The following is a 26,969-nucleotide window of genomic DNA, read 5'->3' on the forward strand; positions in this document are numbered from 1 at the left end:
ATTCTTCCCAAGTTATTGTGTTGTTACAATGCTTTTTCGTTCCATATTTTATCTGCTAAAAATTTTAATGATAATGATAATCGAAAAGAGGGGGGAGGAGGCGAGCGTCGCTCGCCTCCTCCCCCTCCCCACCACATGATTATCATTTTTATTTAGATAAGTTTAAGTATTTTAGCTCATTGACAAAATACACTTTAATCTAACCCCTCACGAGTGCGGCTGCTGTGTGTCTTCCTGTGACGTATTGGCTAACAAGGGCAGCTTATTTTTCTGGCGCAGCTTGGCGATTAACTCGTTACTTTTTTCTAATGCTGCTTCCCCCAGCTTTTCGCCTGTTTTTTCTAAAGCCTTAGTTAAAACTATAGTAGCGATCGCAGTTCCTACGGCTGTTAAGGTTACTGGTTCCATAAGTTAATAACAATAATACGAGATTATACTTATGTTCCTCAGTTTAGCGCATTAAGAAACGTCGAGTCCGGAACCTGACCCCAACCCCTTCCCTACAAGGGCTACTCTGTACACACATCTTTGTGCTGGGTGCAAAATGTGGTTTGATCCCCCTAAATCCCCCTTAAACAGGGGGACTTTGATTCTATTCCCCCCTTTTTTAAGGGGGGCTAGGGGGGATCAAAACGTTATGGGGCTAGGTTATTAGACTTGTGTATACACCGTAGCCGCGTCGGGGAGAGGTTTGGAGAGGGGTTCTTAATTTCGCTACCGATGAGCTAACCGACGCAATAACAGAGAGTTAGTCACCACACTAACTGAGCTAAATGCCATCAGTGCAGCCGCGCCGGAAGGACTGAGGACAAAACCCCAGTTGGGAAGCAGAACACCTGCGGCTAGAGGTATACCAACGGTGTTGTATGCGAAAGCCCAAAATAGATTTTGGCGGATTTTGTTGAAGGTGGCGCGGCTGAGGTGAATTGATTCCACAACATCGCTAATGCGATCGCGCACTAAGACAATCTGTGCAGTTTCCATTGCTACATCTGTACCTGAGTGTAAGGCAATGCCTACGTCTGCTTGAGATAAAGCCGGGGCATCGTTGATACCATCGCCAACCATTGCCACTTTCGCCGCAGATTTTGTTTGTAGTTCCTGAATAAAGGCGGCTTTTTTGGCGGGAGGAATACCAGCCATGACATCAGCGCTATCTATCCCTAATTGCTTGGCTATGGCGTGCGCTGCTTCTGGGCGATCGCCACTTAGCAGTATTACCCTTAAACCCATCTGGCGCAATTTGTCTACTGTAGTTTGGGCATCTGGTCTGGTAGTATCTTGTACACCAATCAATCCCGCCAAACTCTCCCCAACTGCCACACCAACCACGGTTTTACCCTGGATGGCTAGCTTTTGCGCTTCCTGTTGAGCAGTTTCACTCAAAGTAATTCCATGCCAACTCAACCAATCCCCGTTACCTAACAGCACAGTTTGACCGTCAACGACAGCAGAAACACCCATTCCTGGTTCAGTATGGAAGTCTACAGCCTCTGGAATCGATAACTGTTGCTGTTGTGCAGCTTGCTGAATCGCTCTAGCTAAGGGGTGATGTGTGCCGCTTTCCACTGCGGCTGCTAGTTGTATGAGGGAGTGAGAGGGGTGTAGGGGTGTAGGGGTGTGGGGGTGTGGGGGTGTAGGGGAAAGACTTCTGTCCTGTTTGGCTGTGAAGCCTATTTCATCGGGAGTGTCTTCTGCAAATACAAGACAATCGGTGACAACGGGATTACCTGTGGTCAGAGTGCCGGTTTTATCAAAAACTACGGTGTCTAGCTGATGTGCTTTTTCTAAAACATCGCCACCTTTGATTAATAAACCCCGTTCTGCACCTATACCTGTGCCTACCAGAATCGCTGTAGGTGTGGCTAGTCCCAAGGCACAGGGACAGGCGACGACCATGACGGCGATCGCTAGTTTTAAACTAATTAAGAGTGGGGAGTTGTTGGTAATATGGGCGGCATGGCTCATCATCATTTCCATACCACCACCGGATACGGTGATATCTGGCCAAATGTGAGTACCAAAGCAGTACCAGAAGATGAATGTTAATAAAGATGCTGTTAATATGCCGTAGGTAAAGTAACCTGCTACTGTATCGGCTAATTTTTGGATTGGGGCTTTGCGAGTTTGGGCTGCTTCTACCAAGGCGACGATGTGGGCGAGGGTGGTATCATTGCCTGTACGGGTGGCTTGGATAGCGATCGCCCCTGATTGGTTAATCGTTCCAGCTGTGACTATATCCCCCGCTTGCTTCATTACCGGCACAGCTTCCCCAGTCAACATCGACTCATCTAAGGTTGTCTGTCCAAAACGTATCTCGCCATCCACAGGGATTTTATCACCCGGTAATACTTGCAACCATTCTCCCACCTTCACCTGTTCAGCCGGGATTTCTACAGTATTTGCTCCCAGTCCAATCTTGTCTGGGTCTGGGTTAGCAATCAATCGTGCTACTTGTGGTTGCAGTGCTAGCAATTGTCTAAATGCTGCCGCCGCCTTACCTCTGGCTTGTTGTTCTAAGGTTCTGCCCAACAAAATAAAGCCTAGCATCATCACTGGTTCATCAAAAAAGCACTCCCAACCCATTTGCGGAAACAACAACGCCACCACACTGGCTGTGTAGGCTGTCAGCGTTCCCAATCCCACCAAAGTATTCATATTAGGTGCATTCCGCCGCCAACCAAGCCACCCATCAACCAAAATAGGGCGACCGGGAATTAGTAAGGCAACTGTTGCTAGTCCAAAGTGGAACCAAATGTTATTTAATATGGGCAGAATTGAATTGCCAATGTTGCCCAAATGCCCGATCCCCGAAAAGACCAGCAGCACAGCAGCAATCATTAACTGCCGGAATGCTGCCTGCATTTGTTGGCGTTGTCTTGCGGCTGAGTCTTCTATTGTTGATTCACTTGCCTTACTGTTGGCTTTTCGCGGTTGAGTAGGAAATCCGGCAGATGTCAATCGTTGTGCCAACATATCTGGATCTACCAGACCGACTTCCGACTCTACCACCGCTACCTCTGTAGCCAAATTCACGCAGGCGTTCTTCACACCTGAATATTGAGTGAGCTGTCGCTCTACTGCCTTTACACACCCAGCACACTTCATCCCTCCGACATCCAGAATAATTTTCTCTAGTGTGGGGGTTAGTTCTGGGTCAAGCTGAGTTTGTGGGACAAGTTGCATGGCAAGTGTTGAGATTCGCTACGAAGATTAGACACTTGATGATAAGCATCTCTACTTCGAGCGTAGGCGAAATTTTGAACTATGACTGATCGTCATTACCATTTATTTTATTAAGATGTGGCACTCATCTCACGTTTTTGGGTCTGGAAATGGACAAAATGAGTCTGAAGCTCATCCCATCCCCTTCTAGGGATGGGATTTAACATTGACGGTTGACGGTTAACAGTCATCAGTCAGCAGTTAACAGTGGCGGGATGGCTATCCCTCCTACCACTTGCAGGGAGTGGTTTACTGTCGCCTTCGATGAGTAATCAGGAGTATTTAGTGTTAATTACGACTAAGTTTTGTTGTATTTACGTAGGCGATCGCTGCCACTTGCACTGGTATAAAGGCAATCAGGCTTTTCCAGAAATAGTGAATTTCTAAGTTAGACATAGCACTGAAATACCCCACACCCACCAACAGGCACATAGCCCAAATCATGTGTTTCCGTTTCATGATCAGTATACTTATTGATTAAGAATTACGCACCCAGTTTGTCTGTTGAGACTGGGTGTAAGGGTGTAAGGGTGTAAGGGTGTAGAGGAAACAACTAATAATTAAGTCAAGATACCATATCAATACTGTTCTTCTCCTAACCCCTACACCCCTATAGCCCTACTCTCTTGAAAATGACTAATTTAAAACCAACTCTGTTTATTCACTAAATAAGTATTGACAAATTCTTCAGGAGTTTTGTTTAAGTAGATCATACCTTCAATTAATCCTACTAGTTGCATAATTAACAAGGTAATTCCATAGGAAAAAGAACCACCAACTAAGGTGATCACTAACATAACAAACCCTTCGGCGGCATAGCCTAAAATAAATTTGTGAATACCAAAGCCACCAAAAATAATGCCACAGTAACCAGCTAGTAATTGTTTGTTGGTTTGAGTAGGGTTGAGATTTGCCATAGGTAGGTTACTCCTAAAAAAAATAGTATAAAATTGCAGTTTTGATTGTAATTATTTCTCAAAAATATATTCACCCAGTAAACATATTTTTACTTAGTTATTAGTTAATTTTTTACTATGCTGCCAGACAATAGCCATTTTTAAATTACATAATCACTTGTATGGATTGTTAACTGCTGACAGTCAACTGCCAACACGAAAAAATATGCAGATTAAATGTCTGACAGCTTATGTAACATCTTTATCATATGAGACATTGCCTGATTTTATAGTGTTCCTAACATAGCTAGATATAATGCCAATCACATAAACTAAAACATAAGTATTACAGTATTTTGAGAAAAATTAATCTTTCGAGAGAATTAATTCACATTAGTCAGTGAAAATGCTTGTAATATATCACTTTCTACAGGTACATCAGTGTTATCTCCGGATTTTTTGGAGATTGTTACAAGTAAGAAGATAATCTCTCATAGAAATTACCTTTGTTTGGTATAGTATCAAATCAATGATTCAGCCAAAACTAAGTCATCTAACTACTGATGGGGAGAGATATAACTTAGATCTTTATTTAGTTGTCAGCTGCTGTAGAGTCAGGTGAGGATTGAAAGGGTAATACCAATTCAAAATTCAAAATTCAAAATTAAGAATCAAGAGAGGACAAGCGTTTGGGGTTGTACATCTGTCAAATTCTTTTTTCAAATTGGTATAAGTTAATGAATAACTATGTCTATTTATCCAGATGATACTCAAAGTCCACCCAGAGTTTTGTAATCTATTTAACAATATTCGTCGGAATAGTTTTTTACGTCATGTAGGGTGCGTCAGTGAGATAGGAGCTAACTATAAGCTGTTACGCATTTAAATTGTATATTTCGCACTCAGGTTGTCAAAAGTCCACAGTCCACAGTCCAAGCTAGCCTTTAACTCTGGACTCTTGACTATGGACAGCCCTGACGCAAGAGTATTCGATTTAGGTGCATATCACCTTACTCAGACATTATTCATCCTGACGCACCCAAGCAAACCATCTATTGCAGATAACTAATTACTACTACCTAAGAGAAACAGACTGAGTAGTGTGCCACTATTCCAGAGACTATGGAGAAGTATAGGAGCCAGGAGGTTACGAGATCGCGTGTATACTACTCCTAAAACGATACCTAAAGCAGTGAGTGGCAGAATTTCTGACAAACTGAGGTGGGCGACGGCAAACAATACCGCACTGGCGATGATTGCTCCCCAAACGGGGATGTAACGAGTCAATGAAGGTAATAAGAACCCACGAAACAGTACTTCTTCAAATAAAGGGGCGGCGATCGCAGCTGTCACGTAAAATATACCTAATGCTGTAAAGTCTTGGCTTTCTAGTGCCAGTTGTAATAGAGGATTGCTACCACCTTGTCCTTGCCATAACTGTTGATTAATCAAAGACACAATCACAACTATTGGTAAGGCTGCACAATAACCACCTAGTCCCCAGAGAAACCAATTATCTCGCAGGCGGAAACGAAACCAATATTGGGGTAACGGGAAAAAACGTTTAATCGAGAAATATAAAACTGACAACGCGCCTGATGCTACTAATAGATAACTGATGAGGACGGAAACGGCTTGTAGTCTTACGTTAACTATGGGGCGAGGTATCGGGAGTAGCACCAACAAGGAAGGAACAAAAATTTGCCCCATAAAGAAAAAGCCAACAACAAAAACCGAGAGAATTGTTTCTACATCCCAAGGTGTTGACCAAGCTAACTCAGCATTCTGACTCAACAAGGCTTCTTTTCCCTTGATCAAGCGTTGAGCAGTTAAGAAAATTAACAGTATCGTTCCTACTAACGCTGCTAGGCTAGGAACAGTGGCGATCGCCGCTAATTTAAATACAGCTTGAGCTGCTGCCTCTTGTTGTGTTGATTGAACTTCTTTTAAAGCATCTTGTCGTTGCTGGAGTTGGTAAAGCTGAATCAAGGCTGTGGAGCGAAACCAGCCTTCTAGATTATGCTGGATTAACTGTTGAGCATCGGGAAAAAGTCGCGGGGGATCACTCCATAGCCCACTCAACACCGCCGCAGTTTGCTCAATTTCTGTGCTGAGTTCTGGAGTGTCTGAAGGCTTTTGTAATTCGCTCCAAGTTTTGACGGCTGTTTGTATCTGTCCTTGCTTTGCTTGCAAAATTCCCAGTTTTAAGTCTAATTCAGCCGCAAATTTTTGCAGTTCCTGGAGGGACTTTTGTAATTGCTTTTCTTTGTCATTACGAGAAGTATTTGTGGTGGGAGGAACATCTGGTAAGGGTTTAGGCGGTGCAGGATTTTGGGATGAAGAGCGCAGTTGTGTAAGTTGGTTTTGAGTTTTCGTCAAATTAGTTTGCACTGATTGACGGGTTTTTTCATATTCCTTGGTAGCGTTTTCCAGGGGTTTTTCCCCCAAAATTGCCTCTTGAATTACTTGGGGACTATCATCGTTGCTATCTTCTGGTTTCCAAGCTTGTGCTTGCAGGGCAATATTGGTTTGGTATAGTTCCAAACGACTTTGAAACTGTGGTTCTTGCAAACTAACAAATAAAGACGAAGCCGCTAAAAAAGCTGCTATCGGCGTGAGTACAAAAAATAAAACCAACCGCTTGATGGTCATTTATCCCCCTTTGACAAACCAGTAGGGATCTAACTCCCCTTAGGAATTATCGCAAGAAAAAGTAATAGGTGGATAGATTCGATCAATAAGATTGGCGTGAATAACTCTATAGATACATGGATTGACGAAAACCCTCTCAAGATTTGCCTAAAACTTTGGGATCTAAAATGATTTGGGAACCAGACTGATTGACGTGATAAACCCAAGATTGATTCCCCACTCGTACCACTACTTCCCAACCTTGGACTGGTCTATATTCTTTGGTGCAGATTTCCCCAAAGTTGAACTCACAGGGGTTCCCAAAGGTTCTGCGTGTCACTTTGGTGATTTCTATGTTCCTTCTAGGTACACGAGAACGTCTAGCAGCATCAGTGAGAATATTATTAGCGATCGCTCGCGGTAGTTGGCTATTTTCGCCTACATTAGCTTTAGGATCAAGGACTATTTGGGAGCCAGACTGATTGACGTGATAAATCCAAGATTGATTCTGCACTCGCACAACTACTTCCCAACCTTGGACTGGTCGATATTCTTTGGTGCAGATTTCCCCAAAGTTGAACTCGCAGGGATTCCCAAAGGTTCTGCGCGTGGCTTGAGTGATTCTTAAATTAGTGACTCTGATTCCAGAACGTCGGGAAGCATCATTGAGTACTGCTTTAGCGATGTCACGAGGTAGACGATTCTGAGAGTTTTGAGATAGTTCTATAGATTCTGTTGCTGGTGTAGCTGTAGCCCTGTAGTCACCAGCCAAACCGAGTCCAGAAGATAGCAGGCTGGTTAACGCTAGAGTCAAAACTAACTTTTTAGCGAACTGATGATGTCTGTTAATTACAGGGGGTAATTCAATGATGGGTTTCATAAAACCTCTTGATATGATTCGTATCTTGACTAAAAGACGAATAATAAACACCTAATGGCTATCTAGTTTCATAAAAATCATTAATTATTGAAGACTTTTTGGACAAAGCACATTACCCGCTTGTTGCCTCCCCTACTTAAGATGGACTTTATGAATAGTCTCTAACTATTTAGTCTGTTCATCATGTTCAACTACTTCCGATTTATCTGTTAACGGTTTGACAACCCTTGCGATCGCTTCCTGCACAAATGCTTTAATAAACTCATCCCGCCGATTCATTTGGAACTGCTTCTGTACTACCTCGGTCATCCCGCCATCGCCCCAATCTTGGTCATGACGGAAATATTCAATGAAACTTTTACCTGCAATGCGAGTTAAATAAGCGGCTGTTACTCCTTGAATGGCTTTACCAATGACGAAGGTGGCAACATTTAGTTGTAAAGCTGTGGTTAGTAATTGAATTGCGCCTTTAACAATACCTAAACTAGCAATAGTTTTGGCTAAGGAAAGGGCTAATTCTCGTCCCCGTTCCATGTTCAATTCACAACCATAGACTCTACCAATTTCTACGACCATTTGGGCATTTACAGCCGCCGTTGCCAGTAAATCTACCACAGGTAAAGGCGTAACTGATACTACACCCGCCCCAATCCACTGAAAACGCTCAACGATTTTATCAGCTTGGCGGCGACGTTGTGCGTCGATGAGTTTGCGGGCTTCTTCTCCTAAACGCAGAGATTGTAAAAGAATATTATCCGCTACCAAATCCTCACCCTCAGCCCGTAAAATCGCCGCCATCCGCCGCAGTAAGGGGACTATATCTGGTTCTGGTTGGAATGGTTCCCCTGTTTCTAATTGTGCCGCTTCGGGGTTAGCTGCGATCGCTACGACATCATTTGTAGCAATAAATCCCAGCACTCGTTGGCGTAACCGGGCCAAAATCGCCTCTTTATCCTCGTCTGTATACAAGTCGGTTTTGTTGAGAACTAGGAGCGATCGCTTACCAATTTCCGCTAAACTCTTTAAAGGCTCATATTCTGAGCGTCGTAAGTCATTATCCACCACAAATAATAGTAAGTCTGCCTCTGTCGCCAATGCCCTGGCTAGTTGTTCCCGTTCTGTTCCCGCCACCCCAGCCTCTAAAATTCCTGGCGTATCTGTAATTAAAATCTTTCTTTCCAACCCTTTCAAGCGCAGACAGTAAGTTTCTCCTACCTGGGTTGTCCCCATCGGCGCATCTACTTTCCCTACCATTCGTCCCATAATTGCATTCACTAAGGAAGTTTTGCCAGCACTCCCTGTCCCAAACACCACCACTTGAATTTCACCCCGTGCTAAGTTCGCCTCAATCTCTTTGGAACGACTTAATAAAGCTTGGCGCGCTACTTCATCTTGAATTTGCGACACCTGTTGCCGCACTGCCTGTAAAGTAGATGAAGCCGCATCAGATTTAGCGGCCGGGATTTGCGCTGCTGTTACGCGCCGACGGTTGCGACGGGAACGCTGTTCACCAGCCTGCAATACCATTACATAATAGACAAAAGCTGCAACTAAGCAGCCGATGAGGACAATCAGCAGTAATAACAGCAAATTGCCCAGTAGTGGCGAATAAGATAATTGCCAGTAAAGGCGTGAAAGGGAATCAATCAGCCACAGGGCGAGTCCCAATATGACGATTAAACCAACAATCAGCGTGACTATGCGCGACAAAGGCATGGGTGAGGGCGGTAAAGATAAATAGGCAGATGCTTCTGATCTTATAAGATTAGTTAAGACTGATAGATCCTTCTCGCTAGAGATCCAGTCCTATTACCCATTACCCATTATTACCCATTACCCATCTTCCCTGTAGGTGAGGATTTTAAAGCAGTTTGAGATTACCATTACAAATTATTCTTCAACCAGTTTCTAAAATTACGCATAGCTTGACTTCTGCCAATAGTCAAACACTGCTGCACATACTCGTTCACTAATTCTACAATCGAGATATTAGGAAAATTCGGGCTAGTTTCAGATTTAATATATTTTCCTTGCTGTAACAGATAAATTTCTAAACCTTTTTGTGTATATCGCCAAAGTTCCGCAACTCCCAAGATTTCATAATTATCAAATCGTGTGCGGGAAGTAATATCTATTTCAATAGCTAAATCTGGTGGCGGATCTATATTCAAATCAACTCGATTTTTGCCAATCATGGCTGCTTGATTTTGAATATAAAAACAAGCATCTGGTTCAACTGCTTGACGCATTCGCTCGTTTTTCAAGGTGGTGGAACCTAAGGGTTCACAATCAATTTGCAGTGTATCCAATAAAATTCTGACTAACTCGCCAAAAATTTCTTTATCTTTTTCATGTTCTGGTAGAGGAACCATGATTTCTAACCAGCCATAACTATAAGAAATCCGCGCAGCCCGTTTTTCTCCTATTTCTTCTAAAATGTTCTCCAACTGTTGCCAATCAACATCTTTGAGCAACATTTGTTGTCCTGGCTTAACTATGATTTGTTGTAGCTCTAAAAGCATATTGCCTCTGAGAACAAGTGTAAGGATTTAGAAGCGAGACATTTTTATCTTAACTTAAATAGGGAACTAGTCTTTGGTCGTTATTTTCTCTACCCTAAACCCCTAACCGGAATATTTTTCTGGTGGGCAATGCCCACCCTACTGAATTAATTGCGTTGGTGTTAACCTTCTCTACGTTCGCGGAGCGTGTCGTAGACAGACGCTACGCGTTGGCGGTTAGCCTCTCCTAAGAGATGCCGCAGGCTATTACAAATTCCTTTTATATCTACCAATTTTTACCTAATAATGATTCAAATTCAGCTTGCAAAGCCGTAATATCTGCCAATCTAGCTACGAGTATATTATCATTGCCACCATCAGTTAATCTGGTTTTCCAGTAACGAATACTTTCGGAATTGTTCATCCAAAACTGCACTACAGTATCTAACACTTGCTCAGTATTCCAACCCCATTTTAATGGCACTGGCTCTACTGTTTCTATCAATGCGTCCAGTGTACATTTATGGCTACCTAAATATTCTATGCCTGGGTGGTTTGATTGTCCCTGAATTTGCTGTTGGTGGTTGAAAAATTGCCAAACAGGAGATACACCAACAATATCAAAAGTATATTTCATGCTAGCCTTCCCAATGGTTAGTTAGTTTTACGTAACATACATATTTTGAAAATGAATTATGTGGGCAAAATCACCTATGTTTCATCCATAAATACAGTAATATTTGCCTAATTATCCAGATTAAAATTATCTTTTATAATTAGCACTCTCTAGGTTTGAGTGCTAAAAAATATGCTATTATTTGGGTTGTTATTAAATAGTTTCAGGCATAAATTTAGAGGAGTATTTTATTTTTAATAATTATTTAACTTTGCCATTCACAGATGGTAAAGGTGAATTAGCCGCCTTAGTTGCTGCTGGTTTGTGGGCGATCGCTTCTGTACTGTATGGGATTGTGGGGCAAAGGATTGCGCCGCTACAGCTAAACTTGATAAAAGGCATCGTGGCGATCGCTTTTCTTTCCCTGACTATTTGGTTAACCGGCGAATCCTTGCCTATCTCTGACCACACACAGATTTTGCTCCTCTGCTTGAGTGGTGTTGTTGGTATTGCTTTGGGGGATACGGCTTTTCTAGCTGCAATCAATCACTTAGGGGCGCGTCGTGTGTTACTCATCGGCACTTTAGCCCCTCCCATGACGGCGATCGCCGCCAATATTTTCCTCCAAGAACAGTTAAATTTCCGTGCTTGGTGTGGGATTATACTGACTATTATCGGGGTGGCTTGGGTAGTTACGGAACGGGTTCCCGATACAGGAGGCAGGAGGCTAGAGGATAGTCTTTTAATCCGGGGTGTTGGCTTTGCTTTACTTGCAGCAATAACTAATGCTATAGGTACAGTCATCTCTCGTTTTGCATTTGCCACTGGTAACGTTACACCTTTGTGGGCGGCTTTACTGCGATTATCTGCGGCTGAGTTAATTTTGGTGGTAGGTATATGGTTGAGCCACAAACGTCAAATTTCGTCCTTCTCTTATAGAGAATCATGGCGAATTATATTGATTAGCTGCTTCGCTTCCTTTTGCGGCACATATTTAGGAATTTGGCTACAACAGACAGCTATTAAACTTACAGCTGCGGGAGTTGCTTCCACCCTGATGCAAACTAGTCCGCTATTTGTCATCCCCCTGTCCCTATGTCTAGGTGAAAAAGTGAGTTGGCGATCGCTCGCTGGGGTAATTATTGCGATCGCAGGTATTGGATTATTGTTTTATCTCAAATGACTTCACCTACGAACGATTTGCGGCTGCCAAACTCTGATCGTTTTATCTTTAGCGCTACTTACTAAGATTTGCTTTGCAGGGTTGGCGGCGATCGCTAAAATCCAGTCAGAATGTCCAGATAAGGTTTCCAGTAATTGCCCCGTTTGCATATTCCAGATTTTGAGATTATTGTCAAGGCTGCCACTGACGAGGGTTTGCTCATCAATTCCCAAATTCAGAGTTACCACTCGTGAAGTATGCCCAAGTAGGGTATGCAGCAATTTACCGGTGGGCATTTGCCAAATCTTGATACTTTGATCCCAGCTACTACTGGCCAGCATCTTACCATCGTGGCTGAAGACTAAGGCTCGTACTGCGTCTTGATGTTGGGCGATCGTGTGGAGGCATTCCCCTGTGTATAAGTTCCAAATTTTGATCTTTTGGTCAATGCCACCAGTAGCAAAAGTCTCACCATCGGGACTTATCGCCACAGAAAAAATCCGACCGTGATGTCCCTTAATTGTGCGTAAGAGTTGTCCCGTGGGAAAGTTCCAAATTTGGATACTACCATTTTCGTGAGCGGTTACCAGTGTTTGTCCATCGCTGCTGATAGCCAGTGACCAAATACCGCCAGCACGAGAACTCAGTGTTCTTTTTAACTTGAGTGTCTGAAAATTCCAGATTTTAATAGTTTTGTCTGCGCTCCCACTGATTAAAGTCTGGTCATCTGGGGTGAGAGCGATCGCCCGTACTGTATCCGTATGTCCTTGGAGTGTGGTTGTAACCTTTGCTGTTTCTAGATTCCAAACTTTCATAGTTTGATCTTCACTAGCACTTACCAAAGTTTGTCCATCCTTGGTGAGTGCAACAGACCAAACCGAATCTGTATGACCAAATAATGTGTTAGTCAGGGCAGTACTTTTCTGCTCTAAAGTGGGACTTGGCTTGGGAATAGGTTCGGTAACTTTTGGGACAGTCGCCGCAAAAGGGGCAACTTTGAGAAAATAGTTCAAGGTGATTAGAGAAGCAACGGTTGCTATTGTCCCCAGCGTGAAAGTCAACTTTCCAGGGAAGGGGAAAACAACTTTTTGGCTATCCATGAGGCGCGTTTTAGCCACGAGCATCTGGGGGTCATCTTCCGCTATCCTGAACATCACAGGTAGTTCCTGCTGGATGGTGGCTTGCTTGGGGGCTTCAGGAGTGTCTAATAGACGTATTTTCTGTTTACTAACAATCAGTAAATTTCCATCAGCTATGGAAGTATCTTTTATTTCATCTTGGGACGCACAGACAAACAAATTGAGCAATTCTTTTTGCTTGAGGGCAATTTGGCTTTGCTCAATCACTTGTTTAGGAATTTTTACCCCAGCACGAGTAGGCTGGTAACTCCATAAGTTTGGAGTTACCAAGCTTTTTAAAGAAGCTGGGAGATTTTGCCTGTCTATGATGGTTAGTGGCCCGGTGCATAGACAAATAAAAATATTTTCGAGTTGGCTGGGGTGTAGTTTGCCTGGTAAATAGTAACAAAGAAAATAGGGAACATCATTGCGACCAAAATCATCCAGTCCATCGTTGTATAACCAACCAAACAAGTTATCTTCTGAAGTTACCTGAAATAAGTATGCAGCTCTATATCCCGCACTGGGTGGATTGTAGGCATCCCAATACTGATAAACCACCTTTTCTAGGAAGGCTTGCTGAATTTCCGGAGGAACTTCTTTACTCGCCACGGTTCTCAATCCCGCGATAGCAAAGCTGGTATATACAAGTTGACCTAAATTTAAAGGGGTCATACTACGAGGGCAGGGGAAAGAGAATCTGATCTTGTATTAAATATGGGAACTGGAGAATTTTATCAAATTAATATTGTTTAATTGGGTTTGGTGGTTGTTCTATGGTTGGTGCTTGTTGGGGAATAGATGTTAATGACTTGAAGGATAGGAAAAGTGATGCGATCGCCCCTAGTAAAATAGCACTTACCAACGATACAAGTAAAATTTCCTTGGAGCTTTTTGGTCTTGGTATCCGTGTAATAAATGACGGCTGGCTCGGTTCATCTGTCAAATCTTCTTGTGGTGGATAAATTTCCACATCGTTGAGATTTGATAATAACCACAATAGGGGGCTAGCTGCACCTTGAGCTTTGAGACGGGAAACACCATCGAGAGAAACAATCGGAATAGCGGAATAAAATTTTTGATAGGTGGCCTTGAGGGAATCAAGATAGGTAATTAGAGGTTGTAGGTGCTGATCAATTTGTAGCAGGGTAGATGGATTGAGTTCCAGCAGGTCGCACTTAGTCAAAATCAAGGCGAACGCGTACTTAATATTATACTTGTAAACTACAGAGGCGATCGCTGCTACTTGATTATAAATATCCTCCAGTAAGCGGGGGTAGTTTTGATCATTCATCAAAGCATGGGCATTAATGAATACACAGCAGCCACTAGAAGTGAGGATCATTTCCTGAAAGTCAGGATTATGAATATTACAGGACTCACCAGGAATATCCCACCAACAAAAGTTGCACACTGTTTCCACACTTGAGCGAATTTGACGCTTCAAACTAAAGTTAAAATTAGTAATCTTAATTGTGGGAGGTGGGTAGAGATTGGTACGAGCAACGTGATTTTTAATATTTTCCAGGTTTGCTTGCACTTCCGTATCTTGACAATCAAACCACAACTTCTGAGGAGTATTCGTTTGACTATCAGGACTTAATTCTGTATAGCTGCCGGCGAGGAAAACTGTTTTGCCAACTCCTCGTTGACCAATACTTAAAAGACTAAATGTTTTGGGGGTAGTTGCAGTCGCTAAGTTCATATAATCACCATCACTGTAATAATTATTCAATATTTTGTTGTGCTATGGAAATTCTAGATAATTTTCAACATTCCCAGAAATGACATCCTAAAATAGGCAATATCAATCACTACAAAAATATATAATTCTTTAGATTTAGTAGTTAGTTAATAACTACAACTCACGTTAAGATACGACAATTATTCAGCAGAAAATCAAGTTCTTTCGCAACTGTTAAGGGATTTTTACCCTGGAATACAGAAGCGATTACGGCTTCATAAGGATTTCTTCCTGTACGTTTGACGGCGGCTATAGCATCTTGATTTGTAAATCCTCTACCGCAAACTAACCACGCAGCTAACACATGGCCAGTACGTCCAATGCCACCAGAACAGTGAACCACAACTTTTTCCTTGAGTTTGTCTGCTTCTCTTAAAAATGGTAGTATTTTCTCTGTAAGAGTTGCTAAATCAGCTAGATGAAAATCAGCGATCTCTGCCCAACAAACTTGTTGATTGCCGAATTCTTGTTGATATGTATTTAAAAGATGGGAGTAAGTAGCTAGTTGTTCATTAGACAGAAGACAACACACTCGTTTTATATTTTGCTGCCTCATAAACTCTATCCAATTGCATACTTCTTGGTCTGAGTAACCAGGACGGGCAGCACCAAATACAATTGTTTCTTGTTTGTAAGCAGGGGCAAATTTGTACATTCCAGCTATTTACCAACTATCTGAAAGTAGAGGCTAGACTAGTATATTGTTTTAAATAAAAATTTTCATATAGTTTGTAATTATTTTGCAATTCGTAGTCAGCATTCTTAACTACACACGAGGAATTACCAATTACGAATTACGCACCACACTCTTTAAATCATACCTGGAGGTGTTGACAACCGTCCTTGGCTGCTGTTTCCCTGTAGGAAGGACGGTAATCGGCTTATTTAACTCAAGTTTGTATTATTATCTAAATTTTTATTTTGTAAATTGCTAAGATTGCGACTAGCCACATCAGCGCTAATTCCCCAGAGAATTAATCCTAAATAGTCGGAGAAAGGTCTAGCACCAAAGGTGAGTCCGTTATCGACATAAAGCGAACCGATACCAACCAAAGACAGACCAACCAGCAGTGTCAAGGATAAAAAAGGGCGCACCAGCCAAAATGTAGCTCCGATGCGTATGTCATCAGATACCCCAGAAAGCAATATTAGGAAATCTTGACAGCGAATTTTCCATTCCGGTTGGTTGCTCGGTATTGGGGAAACTGCATCGGCTTGAATTAAAAACCTTTGTACTGAATCGGCTAGTTCTAGCAGTGAAAAAGCTTCGTTGTGCAGAAAATATTTATCTAATTGCCGTTTTTGATTGAGGTTGGCTAAACCCTTCATTACTTCCTGCATACACCTTTGAGCAACAGCATCATTCCTTTGTGCTAACAGTGAACGAGTTTTAATGATATTTTTATGCACCTCGTGAGCAATTTTATTGAGGCTGTCTTCTTGCTGCATCTCTAGTATTTGGTTTTCTATTTGTCTCAGTTTGTTTAAGGCTTCCAATCTGGCTTCAATGGCATCTATTTCTGCTAAGGCTTTATCTATCTTTTCCCATCTAATTAATTGTCCTACCCATTCAACCATGTTGTTGAGGATGTCTTGGTCTTCGCTATGTCCTGCTTCTTGCCTAATTCTGGCTTTGAGGCGGTAAACTGCTTTAATAGCTCTGGTAATGTCGCTACCAGATTCCTGCATATATTTGAATAATCGACCCAAAATTACGCCAAATATTAAGACCATTAGGGGCAAAATTGGCCCAGAACGCATCCTCAAATCTACTGGTATGGCTAATCTTTGCGTTTGCTCTGATAGGGTGAAGTAAATAGTTCCTGTATAACGATCTGGGGGAATGATGGAACGATTTAAATTTAATGGTAGAGTAACTATGCGATCGCCTACGGTGGAGCGTAGCCCATCGCCTGATAAATTCACAACATCTAGAGATAAACTCAAAGCTGTCTCTGTTAATTGATAGCCTGTTTGTTCACCTCTGAGAATGACTTTAGCATCAATAATAGTTACAGGTGCTTGATTAGGATTATCAAATTGGAGTTGCCACTGATTTAAAAATGCACTGGCTGGTAGTAAAGCTTTAGCAAGTGAGCAGTCAAAAAAACTGAGAACACCATCACAGTTTACTAGGTGTAGTTGAATTTGTTCTGTACCACCCAAGGGAATAAGAGTCGGTCTAGCTTTAGCAATTACCTGAAGAGAAATATTTTGGACTTGCGGGTGAGTCTGATTTGGTAGCAATACTTGGAGAGTTCCTTCATAAGTTCCGGGTAAACGAACATCGGTGACTTTTAGTTGGAAATCTTGAGGAATACCTACAACAAGTCTTGGTTCACCGACTACGGTGATTTGGTGGCGGTTAATGATTTCACCGCCTTCTTTTCGCCGCAAATCTGAGACTAAAAAGACAAATTTCTCAATATTTTCTTCCTGAGCCGTTAATCTTAAGTTACCAACTAAGCCACTTTCTTCACCTAACCAACCAGTGATATGTATAGATTTATCACTAGAATCTACCAATATATTAGGTGTGGCTTTTGCTGGAACAGTATGAGTAATGACCATAACACACAGCAACAAAGATATTATTCGGTATTTCATGAGCAATTCTCAAGATTCAGAAGCAGATGAAGCGGATTGATATCAATAGGAATTACGCATGAAAAACGATTCTAGAAACGAGGGAAAAATTAATTCAAAATCCCCTGTGAGTAAACTTGCGCCTGCGTAGTCAAGGCAAGCGCGACAAAATCCGAAATCGTTACCGCAGGATAACGGATGCAGGAAAAAGAATAAGATATAGCCGTAGCCAGATATATTAAGATATCAAGCTAAGATAAAACCCTGGTAATAAAAGCCAAAGCCTTTCAAGCCTGTCAACCGTTAACCGTCAACCGTCAACAGCTATATATATCGCTCTAGCTTCTCTTGTAGAGAGGCTACTGCAAAACCACAGATTGGGAGATAGAGGAAATAATTATTAAATCCCTCTTTCTGCCCTATGATGACCCTTGCCTTCTATCTTTAATCATACAACCAAGTATTTGAAGAAAAATCATCATTGGTTTCTACCTGTTGTGTTGGGTAATTTTCAGGTAGCCGATGTGATTTTCGATAATGTACTGGTTTATAGCTTTCTTTCTCTTGTCTTTGTTTTTCTAGCAGTTCTTTTTCTAGCAGTTCTTTCTCTTGTCTTTGTTTTTCTATCTGTTGTTTTGCCAACTGCTCTTTTTCTTGTGCGACAGCCAAAGATTTCTGTTCTTCTATAAGCTGGGAGTTAGCTTCTGCCAGTTGTAGGGCAGTTTTTTTGGTTTCGTCTAGTTCTTTGGTGAGTTTTTTGACTGAAGATTTTTGTTCAGATAAAGCTAATTGCAAATCATCTATTTTTTGCTGTAGCGATTTTTCCTGTTGTTCAGATTTTTTTAAACTCGCTTGTAATTCTTTGATAGTAGCTTCTAAATCTGCTTTAGTAGGAGCGCTACGTTTAGCAGCAGTTTCTTCTAGAGTCTGTTCTGATTCTTCTGGGGTAGTAGAAGTTTCTTCAACCACTTCTTGAGCTGTCACTTCAATGGCGGTTTCGCCGGCAGGTGGTGTAAATTTTTGGGCTTCCTCTTGGATTAAGTCGGAGAGATTCTGTTTTCTAGGCATTATTTCCTCCAGTCACGCTGTAATTCTTCCGCCACTCGATGGTAGTCTGATTCCGCTTCTCTAGCATTTTTGCCTCGCCATTGGTCAATAGCTACACCGTCCAAGGCTGCTCTTTCATGGGCTTTATATATCCGAATAAAAGCCTTACAAACGGGAATTCCTAACCTTTGGAGAGTATTTTGTGCTTCTATTGCTTCATTTATACTCCGAGTGTCAACCTTTGTAAGTAGCACCCGATGGGGAACTCCGGACGGAACTACAGCCGCTTTGACTGTCTCAATTAATACAGCCAAATCCATTGCTGATGGAGGTGTAGGTAAAACTAGATAGTCTGCGATCGCTACTACTGTAGCTAATGCTTCCGAGTGTAGCGCAGGTGGCGTATCTACTACTACTAAATCGTAACCTTTTATTGTTTGCAACTGCCCTAAGAGTTGAGGATTGGTTTCTTGGGATAAATCAAACCCCATACCATTTTGATTTCGGCCAAACCACCAACTGGCAGAACCTTGTATGTCTGTATCGATGAGAATAACTTTTTTTTTCTTCGCCAACTGAGCAGCTAAATTGATGGCGGTAGTCGTTTTACCGACTCCCCCTTTACCGTTGAGAATAGTGATGATTTTTGGCACTGCTTACTTCCGACCCTGCCATACTTGAATATACCGCTTTGTGTGACCTGACAAATTCAAAATTCCAAATTAATAAATTCAGATTTTACAACTTTTCCCGGTGCTAACCTCCATGTCCTTCGCGGTAAAAAAGGACAAAACTGTTTTGTTGCCCACAGTCTCAAAAAAACTCGTAAGAATAGAAGTCAGTAGCCCTGCACTCTTATTTCTATGACAGTCGTTCAAAACCTACCCGATGGCCCCAAAATACCCCGGTTGTTAAGGTTGTTCAAGTTTATTACTCAGCCGATACAGTACGTGGAAGATTTTGCCAAAGTCTACGGTGACAACTTCACAATCTGGGGGAGTGAGGAAAGTTATTTTGTCTACTTTAGCCATCCCCAAGCATTGGAACAGATTTTTACTAATGCTAGTTGTTTTGAGAGTAGTGGTGGAGGTAGTCCGCTTTTAGAACTTTTATTGGGTAAGAATTCTTTAATTTTACTAGAAGGCGATCGCCACCAGCGTCAACGTCAACTATTAACCCCTCCTTTTCATGGTGAAAGGATGCGCGCCTATGGTCGAACTATCCGTGAAATAACTCAACAGGTCACTCAAGCATGGCAAATGGGTAAGCCCTTCAATATCCGGGCTTCTATGCAGGAAATTACCATGCGTGTCATCTTGCGGGTAGTCTTTGGTGTTGATGAGGGAGAATTGTTTCAAGAACTGCGGCAATTACTAACTACATTGCTAGACTTCATGAGTTCTCCTCTGATGTCCAGCACTTTCTTTTTTGGTTTTACCCAAAAAGATTACGGTGCATGGAGTCCTTGGGGGCGAATTGTACGCCTCATCAAAAAAATTGACCAACTGATTTACGCTTTGATTGCTCAACGTTGTGCCGAACCTGCACAAAATCGTCAAGATATCCTCAGCTTATTGATTTCGGCACGTTATGAAGACGGACAACCAATGTCAGATGTAGAGTTACGGGATGAATTAATGACAATGTTGGTTGCAGGACATGAAACTACTGCTTCCGCTTTAACTTGGGCATTTTATTGGATTGATACCTTACCCGAAGTAGGTGAAAAGTTATCTAAGGAATTAGATACCCTTGATGATAATTCAGAGCCGAGTAGTATTGCTAAATTGCCTTATTTAACAGCAGTTTGTCAAGAAACTCTACGCTTTTATCCTATTGTGCTTAATGCTTTCTTCCGGCGAACAAAAAACCCTGTGGAAATTATGGGCTACAACCTGCCGAAAGCCACATTAGTTGTTCCTAGTATTTATTTAGCCCATCATCGAGAAGAAGTTTATCCGCAATCCAAAGAATTTAGACCAGAACGCTTTTTAGAAAGGCAATTTTCTCCTTATGAATACTTACCCTTTGGCGGTGGCAATCGGCGTTGTATCGGTCTAGCATTTGCCCAATATGAAATGAAAATTGTGCTAGCAACAATTTTGTCTCAGTTCCAAGTATCCAGACTCAGTAAGCGCCCAGTGCAGCCTGTGCGTCGTGGATTAACTTTGGCAGCACCAGGAGGAATGAGGATGGTGGCAAATAAAAGAATGTGTAATTCATAATTAATAAGTCCAGATTCTGTCTGGGTTTTGCATCAACTGTTACTAACCACACCCAATATATTCAACGGCAAAATTTTCAAATAATCTAAAGCTTGCTCTATCTCTGAGGCATCTGTTTTACCTACCCGTACCACCATCAAAACTCCATCTGTATAGGGCGATATCACACTAACATCAGATAGCCCAAAGAAATGGGGAGCGTCGTAAATTACTAGGTCGTAATTATTTTCAAAATCTGTCATTAATTGCCTCATTTTCTCAGAAGCAAGTAATTTTATTGGATCATCAGGTGCTGGGCCAGCAGTAATCAAAGATAGCTGTTCCATAGTGGGTAGTTTGTGGAGGACTTCACTAACTGGTAGATTTGTTGATAGTAAACTACTTAAACCCCATAAATTCTTTAAATTCGCTAAGTTATGAATCATGGGTTGGCGTAGGTTCGCATCTACCAGTAAAACTCTTAGTCCCATTGCTGTGGCTGTTTGAGCTAGATAAAAAGCAACAATTGATTTTCCATCACCAGCCATGACTGAACTAACAACTAAAGAGCGTAGTTGAGACTTGGGTTTAATTTGTTGAATATTTGTATAGAGAAATCTTAAAGCGTCTAAAAATTCTGTTGAATAACTACTATATTCTTGAGTAATTGCAACATCTGAATCTTGACTACCTTCTAGTAAAGAATTGAATACTTTAAATGGAGCTAACTTTGATTTAGAAGTACGAGCTTGCAGAGCTTTAACTTCATTATCAAAAGGCACATTTCCCAGCAAGGGAAAATTGATATTATTTTTCAGTTTTAGTACACTATTGTAAGTATTGGATATTTTTTCTAGTAGTAAAGCAACTGCAAGACCTGCTACTATACTGGCAAATAAACCTATAGTTAAATTGCGTAATCTACTAGAAGAATTCACCAATTTTGGCTCAGAAGGTGGTTGAATTAACTGCCAACCTAACTCTGTTTGAGATATTTGAATCTGTAAAGTTTCGCGGGTTGATAAAAAACGATTCAAGCTGTCATTAGCGAACTGCAACTTACGCTGTATTTCTGTGTATTGTCTTGCTAAGATTGGTACTTGCTTGCGTTGCTGTTCCAGTTGCTGTGATATCTTGGCAATTTCTGCACTTTGTAATTCCAGAGATTGAAGTTGGGTTCTTAATTCTGCTGCTCTCACATCTAAAAAGCGCTTTTCTTCCTGCTGTAAAACAGGGAGGAGGCTAGATCGTTTTTCCTTCAAAGTTTGTAATCTAGGGTTGTTACTTTCCAATAGCGTTGACTCTGTAGCAATTTGAGTATCTAACTGCGTTAGCTGACTCACCAGTTGTTGATACAAAGACGCATTATTCAGTACTGTTGTTTTTCCTTTTTCTGTTTGAAGAAGATTTAGTTGGTCGCGGACTTGTGTCAATTGTAATTTAATACTTTGCTGTGTTCCAGCTAGCGTACTGGCTTGTGCGTCAAGTGCAGTTCCTTTGCTTTCTGGAGAGTTAAAATCATATCTTTGGCGAAAAAATTGCAGTTCTTGTTGAATTTGGTCAACTCGCTCTTGAATGGATGGCAATTGTTTATCGATAAATTCAATGCCCTGACGTAACTTAGTTTGTCGCCTTTCTTGACTGTATTCTAAATAATCTTGGGAAATTAGCTCTAATACTTTTCTCACCTCATTTGGATCATTAGCTCGATAGCGAGTTTCTATGATTTTTGTTTCTTCTACCCGATTAATAGTTAGAGATTCGAGCAGCGATGGGTAGGTGATATCTGGATAGGAAGTTCTCAATTCCTGAAGGGTGTTTCTCATGACTTCAGGACTTTTGAGAACTAAAATTTGGCTGTCGTAATCTAGCTTCGAGGTACTGGAATTTGTTTCTTTAACTATATTTATTGCTTCGCTATCATCGTTAACTGGTTCCACTAGCATGAAAAAATTGCTTTCATATTCTATGGGCTGCTTACGGAATATCACGTTTACAGCCACAATAGTCATGACTAATATAGATACTCCTGCGATAACTCTCGACCGACGTTTTACTATACTTAGCCAATCTCTTATACTAAAGCTTTCGTCTTTTTCTTCACCCCAGGGAACAGCAACAGGTTGTGGTTGAGGCAAGAAAGATTTAGAGTTGCCATTTTGTTCAGAGTTTAAAGTTTGGTAAGATTGCTTATTCATTGTGTTCTAACTATCTGGAAATAAAATGGCTAAGATGTAGTATAAATGTTTTCTAATCTCCTACATGAGTGTAAAGTTATATATATCAATATCTAATTTTTGGCGACCAAGTATCACGCTACGGACTGCACAAATTTTCTGTGTTAAATTGCACTAATTATTTAGGTTGATATCCTAAATCTAAATAAACTACTTTCACTGGAAATATCCTAACTGAGATATCAACTCTGTATTATAAAGTTTTAATGATTCTCAGTATAAGTTATTCGTATAGTATGTTAATTTGGATACACTTCAGGTGTAAATCAATCACTCATTGAGAGATAAGTATTCGGTTAACATCATTGGTCTATTTAAGGTAGTTGCAACCTTGAAGGCTGGGAATTAAGAGGTGATTATTTCTTGTTTACCAGACAATTAAGGTGACTACGCTTAATAAGATTTAACTACACTTGATCACTATGTAAGTTTAATACAACTTAATAAAATATATCTTTTATGAAGAAACATCTAAAAAACATCTTAGTAAGATGAACTTTTTATGAAGGATTCCAGTCATCTTTAAAACATGGTATCGTATATTTCGTGATTACACTTAGATTAAGCAAAAAAACGCGAAGGAGATTAAATAATTTAGTTAAACATCCCCAAATAGAGTAAAAATGAAAGTTTGAGCAGATCCAAACGGATTCATAACAACTAAAATCTGATATGGTCTATGCAATATATCATACCTATGTCCTAATAGCTTATACCAAAAAATAGTGATTGTTGCTGACATAGTGAGTTAACAGTATTACATAGTTAGTTACCAAGTAAGATACCTTCTTCATATAGCGAATATGAATGATTTAGTAATGCTTTTGTAATTTTTATTTGTGTTCCCCCTGTGAGAAAAAGCATTTTATTCAGGATTATTGCTTATGTAGCATTGCCCGTGTCACGGGATAATATATGTGTGAAGTTTGTATCGTTTAGTTGTATACAATCAAGATACTATAGACTTGGAAAAGTATGAATCAAAGATGTTTCCATGTCATAAAACCAGACTAAATTCTTATGCTTGCAATTAATGGCTTGAGCAGTTCGGTAGTGTCATCAGTAAAATTTATAGCTTCCCAAATAGGACACAGCCGATGAGACTAAACGAATGGATTAATAACAAATTTATACAATCCATTTCCACTCCCATAGAAGCTGAAAATACGTCAACGCCAAAAACTCAACAGTCCATCAAGTTATCCGTAATTACTCAGTTTTTTCCTCCAGATTATGCTCCTACAGGGCAGTTGATCGAAGAACTCGTGAAACAGTTAGGACAACAGGGAGTGAATGTTGAGGTATTTACGAGTCAGCCTGGTTATGCCTTTCAATCTCAGACGGCTCCAGCAGTTGAATGGGTGGATAGGATAAGAATCCAGCGATCGCGCACTGCTCAACTTTGGTCAGGTAGAATTCGTGGTAAAGCTGTGAATGGTGTTTTGTATACACTACGTGCCTTACTACATATTCTCAAAGCTTGGCGGCGTAACAATATATTATTAGTCACTACAGCCCCACCTTTTTTGCCAATTATAGGATATTTGGCTTACTTGCTATTCCGGTTACCTTATGTCTGCGTACTCTACGACTTATACCCAGATATTGCGATCGCGTTGGGGGTAGTTTCCAAACGTAGCTTGGTCGTGCGTTTGTGGAATGCAATGAACAGACAGGTTTGGCTGAATGCCAAAGGTATTGTGGTACTCAGCCCGGCGATGAAGCAAAAGATAGTGGCACATTGTCCAGAGGTGACTGACAAAATTTCGGTGATACATAGCTGGGCTAATCCGGAAGCGATCGTACCGATTCCTAAGTCAGAAAACTGGTTTGCCCACGAGTACGGTTTAGTTAATAAGTTTACCGTGCTTTACTCTGGGAACATGGGTCGTTGTCATGATATCGACACCATGCTGGAAGCGGCAAAGCTATTGCAGAATGAACCAATTCAGTTTGTTTGTATTGGTGGCGGTGCCAAACGTGAAGAATTAATCAGGGAGGTAGATAAGTTAGGGCTAAATAATTTTACATTCTTACCTTATCAAGATAAGCAAGTGTTGCCTTATTCCTTAACAGCCTGCGATTTATCATTGGTGAGTGTAGATGCAACTACAGAGGGTTTAGTTGTACCTAGCAAACTTTACTCAGCCTTAGCTTCTGGACGACCAATTGCTGTTATCTGCTCCCAATCTTCATACCTGAGAGAAATGATGGCTGAAGCTAAATGTGGTGGCTCATTTGAGAATGGCGACAGTCAAGGTCTTGCACAGTTTATTCGTTTTCTCAGCCGTGATACCCAAATAGGTGAGGATATGGGCAAGGCAGGTCGTCAGTATATGCGATCGCACTTCACACCCAAAGTTATATCTCAACAATACTTGCGAGTGTTGCAGCAGGCATTATTTTCTCATGAGGTAGTTCAGGTGTCTCGAAGCAATGTAAAGTAGGCATATTGGGGTTATTAAAGTTATATAATTTCCCAAAAATAGGAAATAAATAAAGCCACAAATGTTTAATTACATGGTATAAAACTATCATGAGACAAATACAAGATTAAGAGCTTGGTTGGAATAGAATTTATTTCAATATTAATAAGTTCTTTATCTAGTAGATAAACTATTTTGTGAAATCACCAGAGTTGTAAAATAATAACAACCAACTCATCATTTTAATTGAATATTTCGGCGATATTTTTAGGAGTTGGGCTTCGATGGTCTTATTGATCTCAGTCCCTCCAAGATAGCCTTCCTTGTTCATAGTTTTTGTCTATACAGGAGGTGGAATTGCAGAGAAGGTGTGACCGAAATCGGAAGCGTTCTAAACGTAGGGCGATTTACTGTCCGATTCATGGCTGCTATTTTGATAGCGTTAGCCAGAAATATAAACTTTTTGCTGACCAAGCAGGTCAGTTACAGCAAAGAGGTATGAGTCGGCGCAATGCTTTAATGTTAGTAGCAAATCAAACAACAGTTGCTATAGAAGGAGAATGGCTAGAAGCTTTTTGGTGTGAAGAGTGCCAAGAAACCAAATGGTATCACGTTTGTAAATCAGGCGATCGCACCTATGAAATTTCCTTAGCACCGAGGGAACTATGGCAGCAAGTAACAGGGGTGATTCATTCTGAGGGTAATCCTTCCGTAAGTGAATTTACTCGTAGGAGTGCTAGGGATATTACCTATCAAGGTCTTAACGGTTTCCAATTTGTGACTTAACTCTATCAAGTTGTTCAAGATATTAATCTTCAATCAATAACCTATGAGTAATACAGATATTAGCTCTAAGCAAGAGTTGGTGATTGAAGCTGGGCGCACCGAGCAGCAGTATTGGAAAGATATATGGCGTTATAGGGAGTTATTTTATTTTCTCTCCTGGCGTGACATTTTGGTAAGGTATAAACAAACTGCGATCGGCATTGCTTGGGCATTAATTCGTCCATTTCTAACGATGGTAGTCTTTTCAGTCGTGTTTGGAAAGTTAGCACAATTACCTTCCCAGGGTGCGCCCTATCCGATTTTAGTATTTTCCGCAATGTTACCTTGGCAATTTTTTGCTAACTCTCTTTCGGAGTGCAGCAATAGTTTGATAGGTAATGCTAATTTAATTTCCAAAGTATATTTTCCTCGCCTAATTGTCCCTACCAGTGCAGTGGTAGTTAGCTTTGTAGACTTTATGATTTCGGGGATAATTTTACTAGGATTAATGGCTTGGTATAACTATATTCCAACTTGGCGAATTTTCACCTTACCATTTTTTGTTGCTATTGCCTTTGCTGCGTCAATGGGTGCAGGATTATGGCTGGCTTCTTTAAATGTTAAATATAGAGATTTCCGTTATATTGTCCCGTTTATTGTGCAGTTTGGATTATACATATCACCAGTAGGATTTAGTAGTACCATAGTTCCCCAACAGTGGCGATTTATCTACTCCTTAAACCCAATAGTTGGCGTAATTGATGGTTTTCGTTGGGCAATTTTAGGTGGAGAATCAAACTTATATTTACCCGGATTTTTGCTTTCTTTGGGCTTAGTATTTCTATTATTTATCAGTGGAATTTGGTACTTCCGTAAAATGGAACGGACATTTGCAGATGTGATCTAATTCTCAAGATAACCGTCTGAACTC

Annotated in this window: 22 protein-coding genes; 5 read left to right on the top strand and 17 right to left on the bottom strand. The window is 41.0% G+C overall.

What is annotated here, in order from left to right; genetic code table 11:
• Positions 1-207 precede the first annotated feature (207 nt).
• The 9 genes from H6G14_RS25440 to H6G14_RS25480 form a co-directional block, all read right to left on the bottom strand.
• Positions 208-408 (bottom strand): hypothetical protein, encoded by a 201-nt coding sequence (locus H6G14_RS25440; RefSeq protein ID WP_422394111.1) that lies wholly within the window; start codon positions 406-408, stop codon positions 208-210.
• 306 nt (positions 409-714) lie between these two features.
• Positions 715-3,186, bottom strand: coding sequence for a heavy metal translocating P-type ATPase (locus H6G14_RS25445; RefSeq protein ID WP_190570777.1), 2,472 nt, complete (start codon positions 3,184-3,186; stop codon positions 715-717).
• Positions 3,187-3,513: 327 nt separating this feature from the next.
• Positions 3,514-3,684, bottom strand: a complete 171-nt coding sequence (locus tag H6G14_RS25450; protein ID WP_199326286.1) for a hypothetical protein — start codon at positions 3,682-3,684, stop codon at positions 3,514-3,516.
• Between the two features lie 182 nt (positions 3,685-3,866).
• Positions 3,867-4,142 (bottom strand): TM2 domain-containing protein, encoded by a 276-nt coding sequence (locus H6G14_RS25455; protein WP_010997925.1) that lies wholly within the window; start codon positions 4,140-4,142, stop codon positions 3,867-3,869.
• 1,044 nt (positions 4,143-5,186) lie between these two features.
• The gene (locus tag H6G14_RS25460) at positions 5,187-6,773 is read right to left on the bottom strand and encodes a CPBP family glutamic-type intramembrane protease (protein ID WP_190570779.1); all 1,587 of its coding nucleotides are present in this window, start codon (positions 6,771-6,773) and stop codon (positions 5,187-5,189) included.
• Between the two features lie 136 nt (positions 6,774-6,909).
• Positions 6,910-7,632, bottom strand: a complete 723-nt coding sequence (locus H6G14_RS25465; protein ID WP_190570782.1) for a hypothetical protein — start codon at positions 7,630-7,632, stop codon at positions 6,910-6,912.
• 165 nt (positions 7,633-7,797) lie between these two features.
• Positions 7,798-9,348: a YcjF family protein gene (locus H6G14_RS25470; RefSeq protein ID WP_190570784.1), complete on the bottom strand. Its 1,551-nt coding sequence runs from the start codon at positions 9,346-9,348 to the stop codon at positions 7,798-7,800.
• A gap of 167 nt (positions 9,349-9,515) precedes the next feature.
• Complete coding sequence (locus H6G14_RS25475) at positions 9,516-10,154, bottom strand: Uma2 family endonuclease (protein WP_190570786.1); 639 nt, start codon at positions 10,152-10,154, stop codon at positions 9,516-9,518.
• 265 nt (positions 10,155-10,419) lie between these two features.
• Positions 10,420-10,770 carry a hypothetical protein gene (locus tag H6G14_RS25480; RefSeq protein WP_190570788.1) on the bottom strand — a complete coding sequence of 117 codons (351 nt, stop codon included), beginning with the start codon at positions 10,768-10,770 and terminating at the stop codon, positions 10,420-10,422.
• A gap of 250 nt (positions 10,771-11,020) precedes the next feature.
• Between H6G14_RS25480 and H6G14_RS25485 the strand changes: the two genes are divergently transcribed.
• The gene (locus H6G14_RS25485) at positions 11,021-11,932 is read left to right on the top strand and encodes a DMT family transporter (RefSeq protein WP_190570790.1); all 912 of its coding nucleotides are present in this window, start codon (positions 11,021-11,023) and stop codon (positions 11,930-11,932) included.
• Between the two features lie 2 nt (positions 11,933-11,934).
• On the opposite strand, the gene H6G14_RS25490 is transcribed toward H6G14_RS25485, so the two are convergent.
• The 6 genes from H6G14_RS25490 to H6G14_RS25515 all read right to left on the bottom strand — a co-directional run bounded on the left by H6G14_RS25490 (position 11,935) and on the right by H6G14_RS25515 (position 19,059).
• The gene (locus tag H6G14_RS25490; protein ID WP_190570792.1) at positions 11,935-13,704 is read right to left on the bottom strand and encodes a WD40 repeat domain-containing protein; all 1,770 of its coding nucleotides are present in this window, start codon (positions 13,702-13,704) and stop codon (positions 11,935-11,937) included.
• 67 nt (positions 13,705-13,771) lie between these two features.
• Complete coding sequence (locus H6G14_RS25495; RefSeq protein ID WP_190570794.1) at positions 13,772-14,734, bottom strand: hypothetical protein; 963 nt, start codon at positions 14,732-14,734, stop codon at positions 13,772-13,774.
• A 160-nt stretch (positions 14,735-14,894) separates the two neighbouring features.
• A complete protein-coding gene (locus H6G14_RS25500; protein WP_190570796.1) occupies positions 14,895-15,428 on the bottom strand; it encodes a protein-tyrosine phosphatase family protein in 534 nt (177 codons plus the stop codon).
• A gap of 230 nt (positions 15,429-15,658) precedes the next feature.
• Positions 15,659-17,380 (bottom strand): coiled-coil domain-containing protein, encoded by a 1,722-nt coding sequence (locus H6G14_RS25505; protein ID WP_190570799.1) that lies wholly within the window; start codon positions 17,378-17,380, stop codon positions 15,659-15,661.
• A gap of 423 nt (positions 17,381-17,803) precedes the next feature.
• Positions 17,804-18,427 (bottom strand): hypothetical protein, encoded by a 624-nt coding sequence (locus tag H6G14_RS25510; RefSeq protein ID WP_190570801.1) that lies wholly within the window; start codon positions 18,425-18,427, stop codon positions 17,804-17,806.
• The gene (locus H6G14_RS25515) at positions 18,427-19,059 is read right to left on the bottom strand and encodes an AAA family ATPase (protein WP_190570802.1); all 633 of its coding nucleotides are present in this window, start codon (positions 19,057-19,059) and stop codon (positions 18,427-18,429) included. Before H6G14_RS25515 ends, H6G14_RS25510 begins: the two co-directional genes overlap by 1 nt.
• Before the next feature lie 210 nt (positions 19,060-19,269).
• On the opposite strand from H6G14_RS25515, the gene H6G14_RS25520 reads away from it, so the two are divergent.
• Entirely contained in the window at positions 19,270-20,631 is a 1,362-nt protein-coding gene (locus H6G14_RS25520) for a cytochrome P450 (protein WP_190570804.1), read from the top strand.
• A gap of 32 nt (positions 20,632-20,663) precedes the next feature.
• Here H6G14_RS25520 and H6G14_RS25525 read toward each other — a convergent pair whose 3' ends face one another.
• A complete protein-coding gene (locus H6G14_RS25525; RefSeq protein WP_190570806.1) occupies positions 20,664-22,808 on the bottom strand; it encodes a GumC family protein in 2,145 nt (714 codons plus the stop codon).
• Positions 22,809-23,804: 996 nt separating this feature from the next.
• A complete protein-coding gene (locus H6G14_RS34365) occupies positions 23,805-23,882 on the bottom strand; it encodes a hypothetical protein (RefSeq protein WP_422394112.1) in 78 nt (25 codons plus the stop codon).
• Positions 23,883-23,944: 62 nt separating this feature from the next.
• Here H6G14_RS34365 and H6G14_RS25535 point away from each other — a divergent pair, with 62 nt between their 5' ends.
• The 3 genes from H6G14_RS25535 (at position 23,945) to H6G14_RS25545 (ending at position 26,945) form a co-directional block, all read left to right on the top strand.
• Positions 23,945-25,294 carry a glycosyltransferase family 4 protein gene (locus H6G14_RS25535; protein WP_190570807.1) on the top strand — a complete coding sequence of 450 codons (1,350 nt, stop codon included), beginning with the start codon at positions 23,945-23,947 and terminating at the stop codon, positions 25,292-25,294.
• A 336-nt stretch (positions 25,295-25,630) separates the two neighbouring features.
• The gene (locus H6G14_RS25540) at positions 25,631-26,059 is read left to right on the top strand and encodes a hypothetical protein (RefSeq protein WP_190570809.1); all 429 of its coding nucleotides are present in this window, start codon (positions 25,631-25,633) and stop codon (positions 26,057-26,059) included.
• Positions 26,060-26,102: 43 nt separating this feature from the next.
• Positions 26,103-26,945 (top strand): ABC transporter permease, encoded by an 843-nt coding sequence (locus H6G14_RS25545; protein ID WP_190570811.1) that lies wholly within the window; start codon positions 26,103-26,105, stop codon positions 26,943-26,945.
• The last annotated feature ends 24 nt before the right edge of the window (positions 26,946-26,969 follow it).

Origin of the sequence: Nostoc parmelioides FACHB-3921, assembly GCF_014696625.1 — a bacterium.
Classification (GTDB): domain Bacteria; phylum Cyanobacteriota; class Cyanobacteriia; order Cyanobacteriales; family Nostocaceae; genus Trichormus; species Trichormus parmelioides.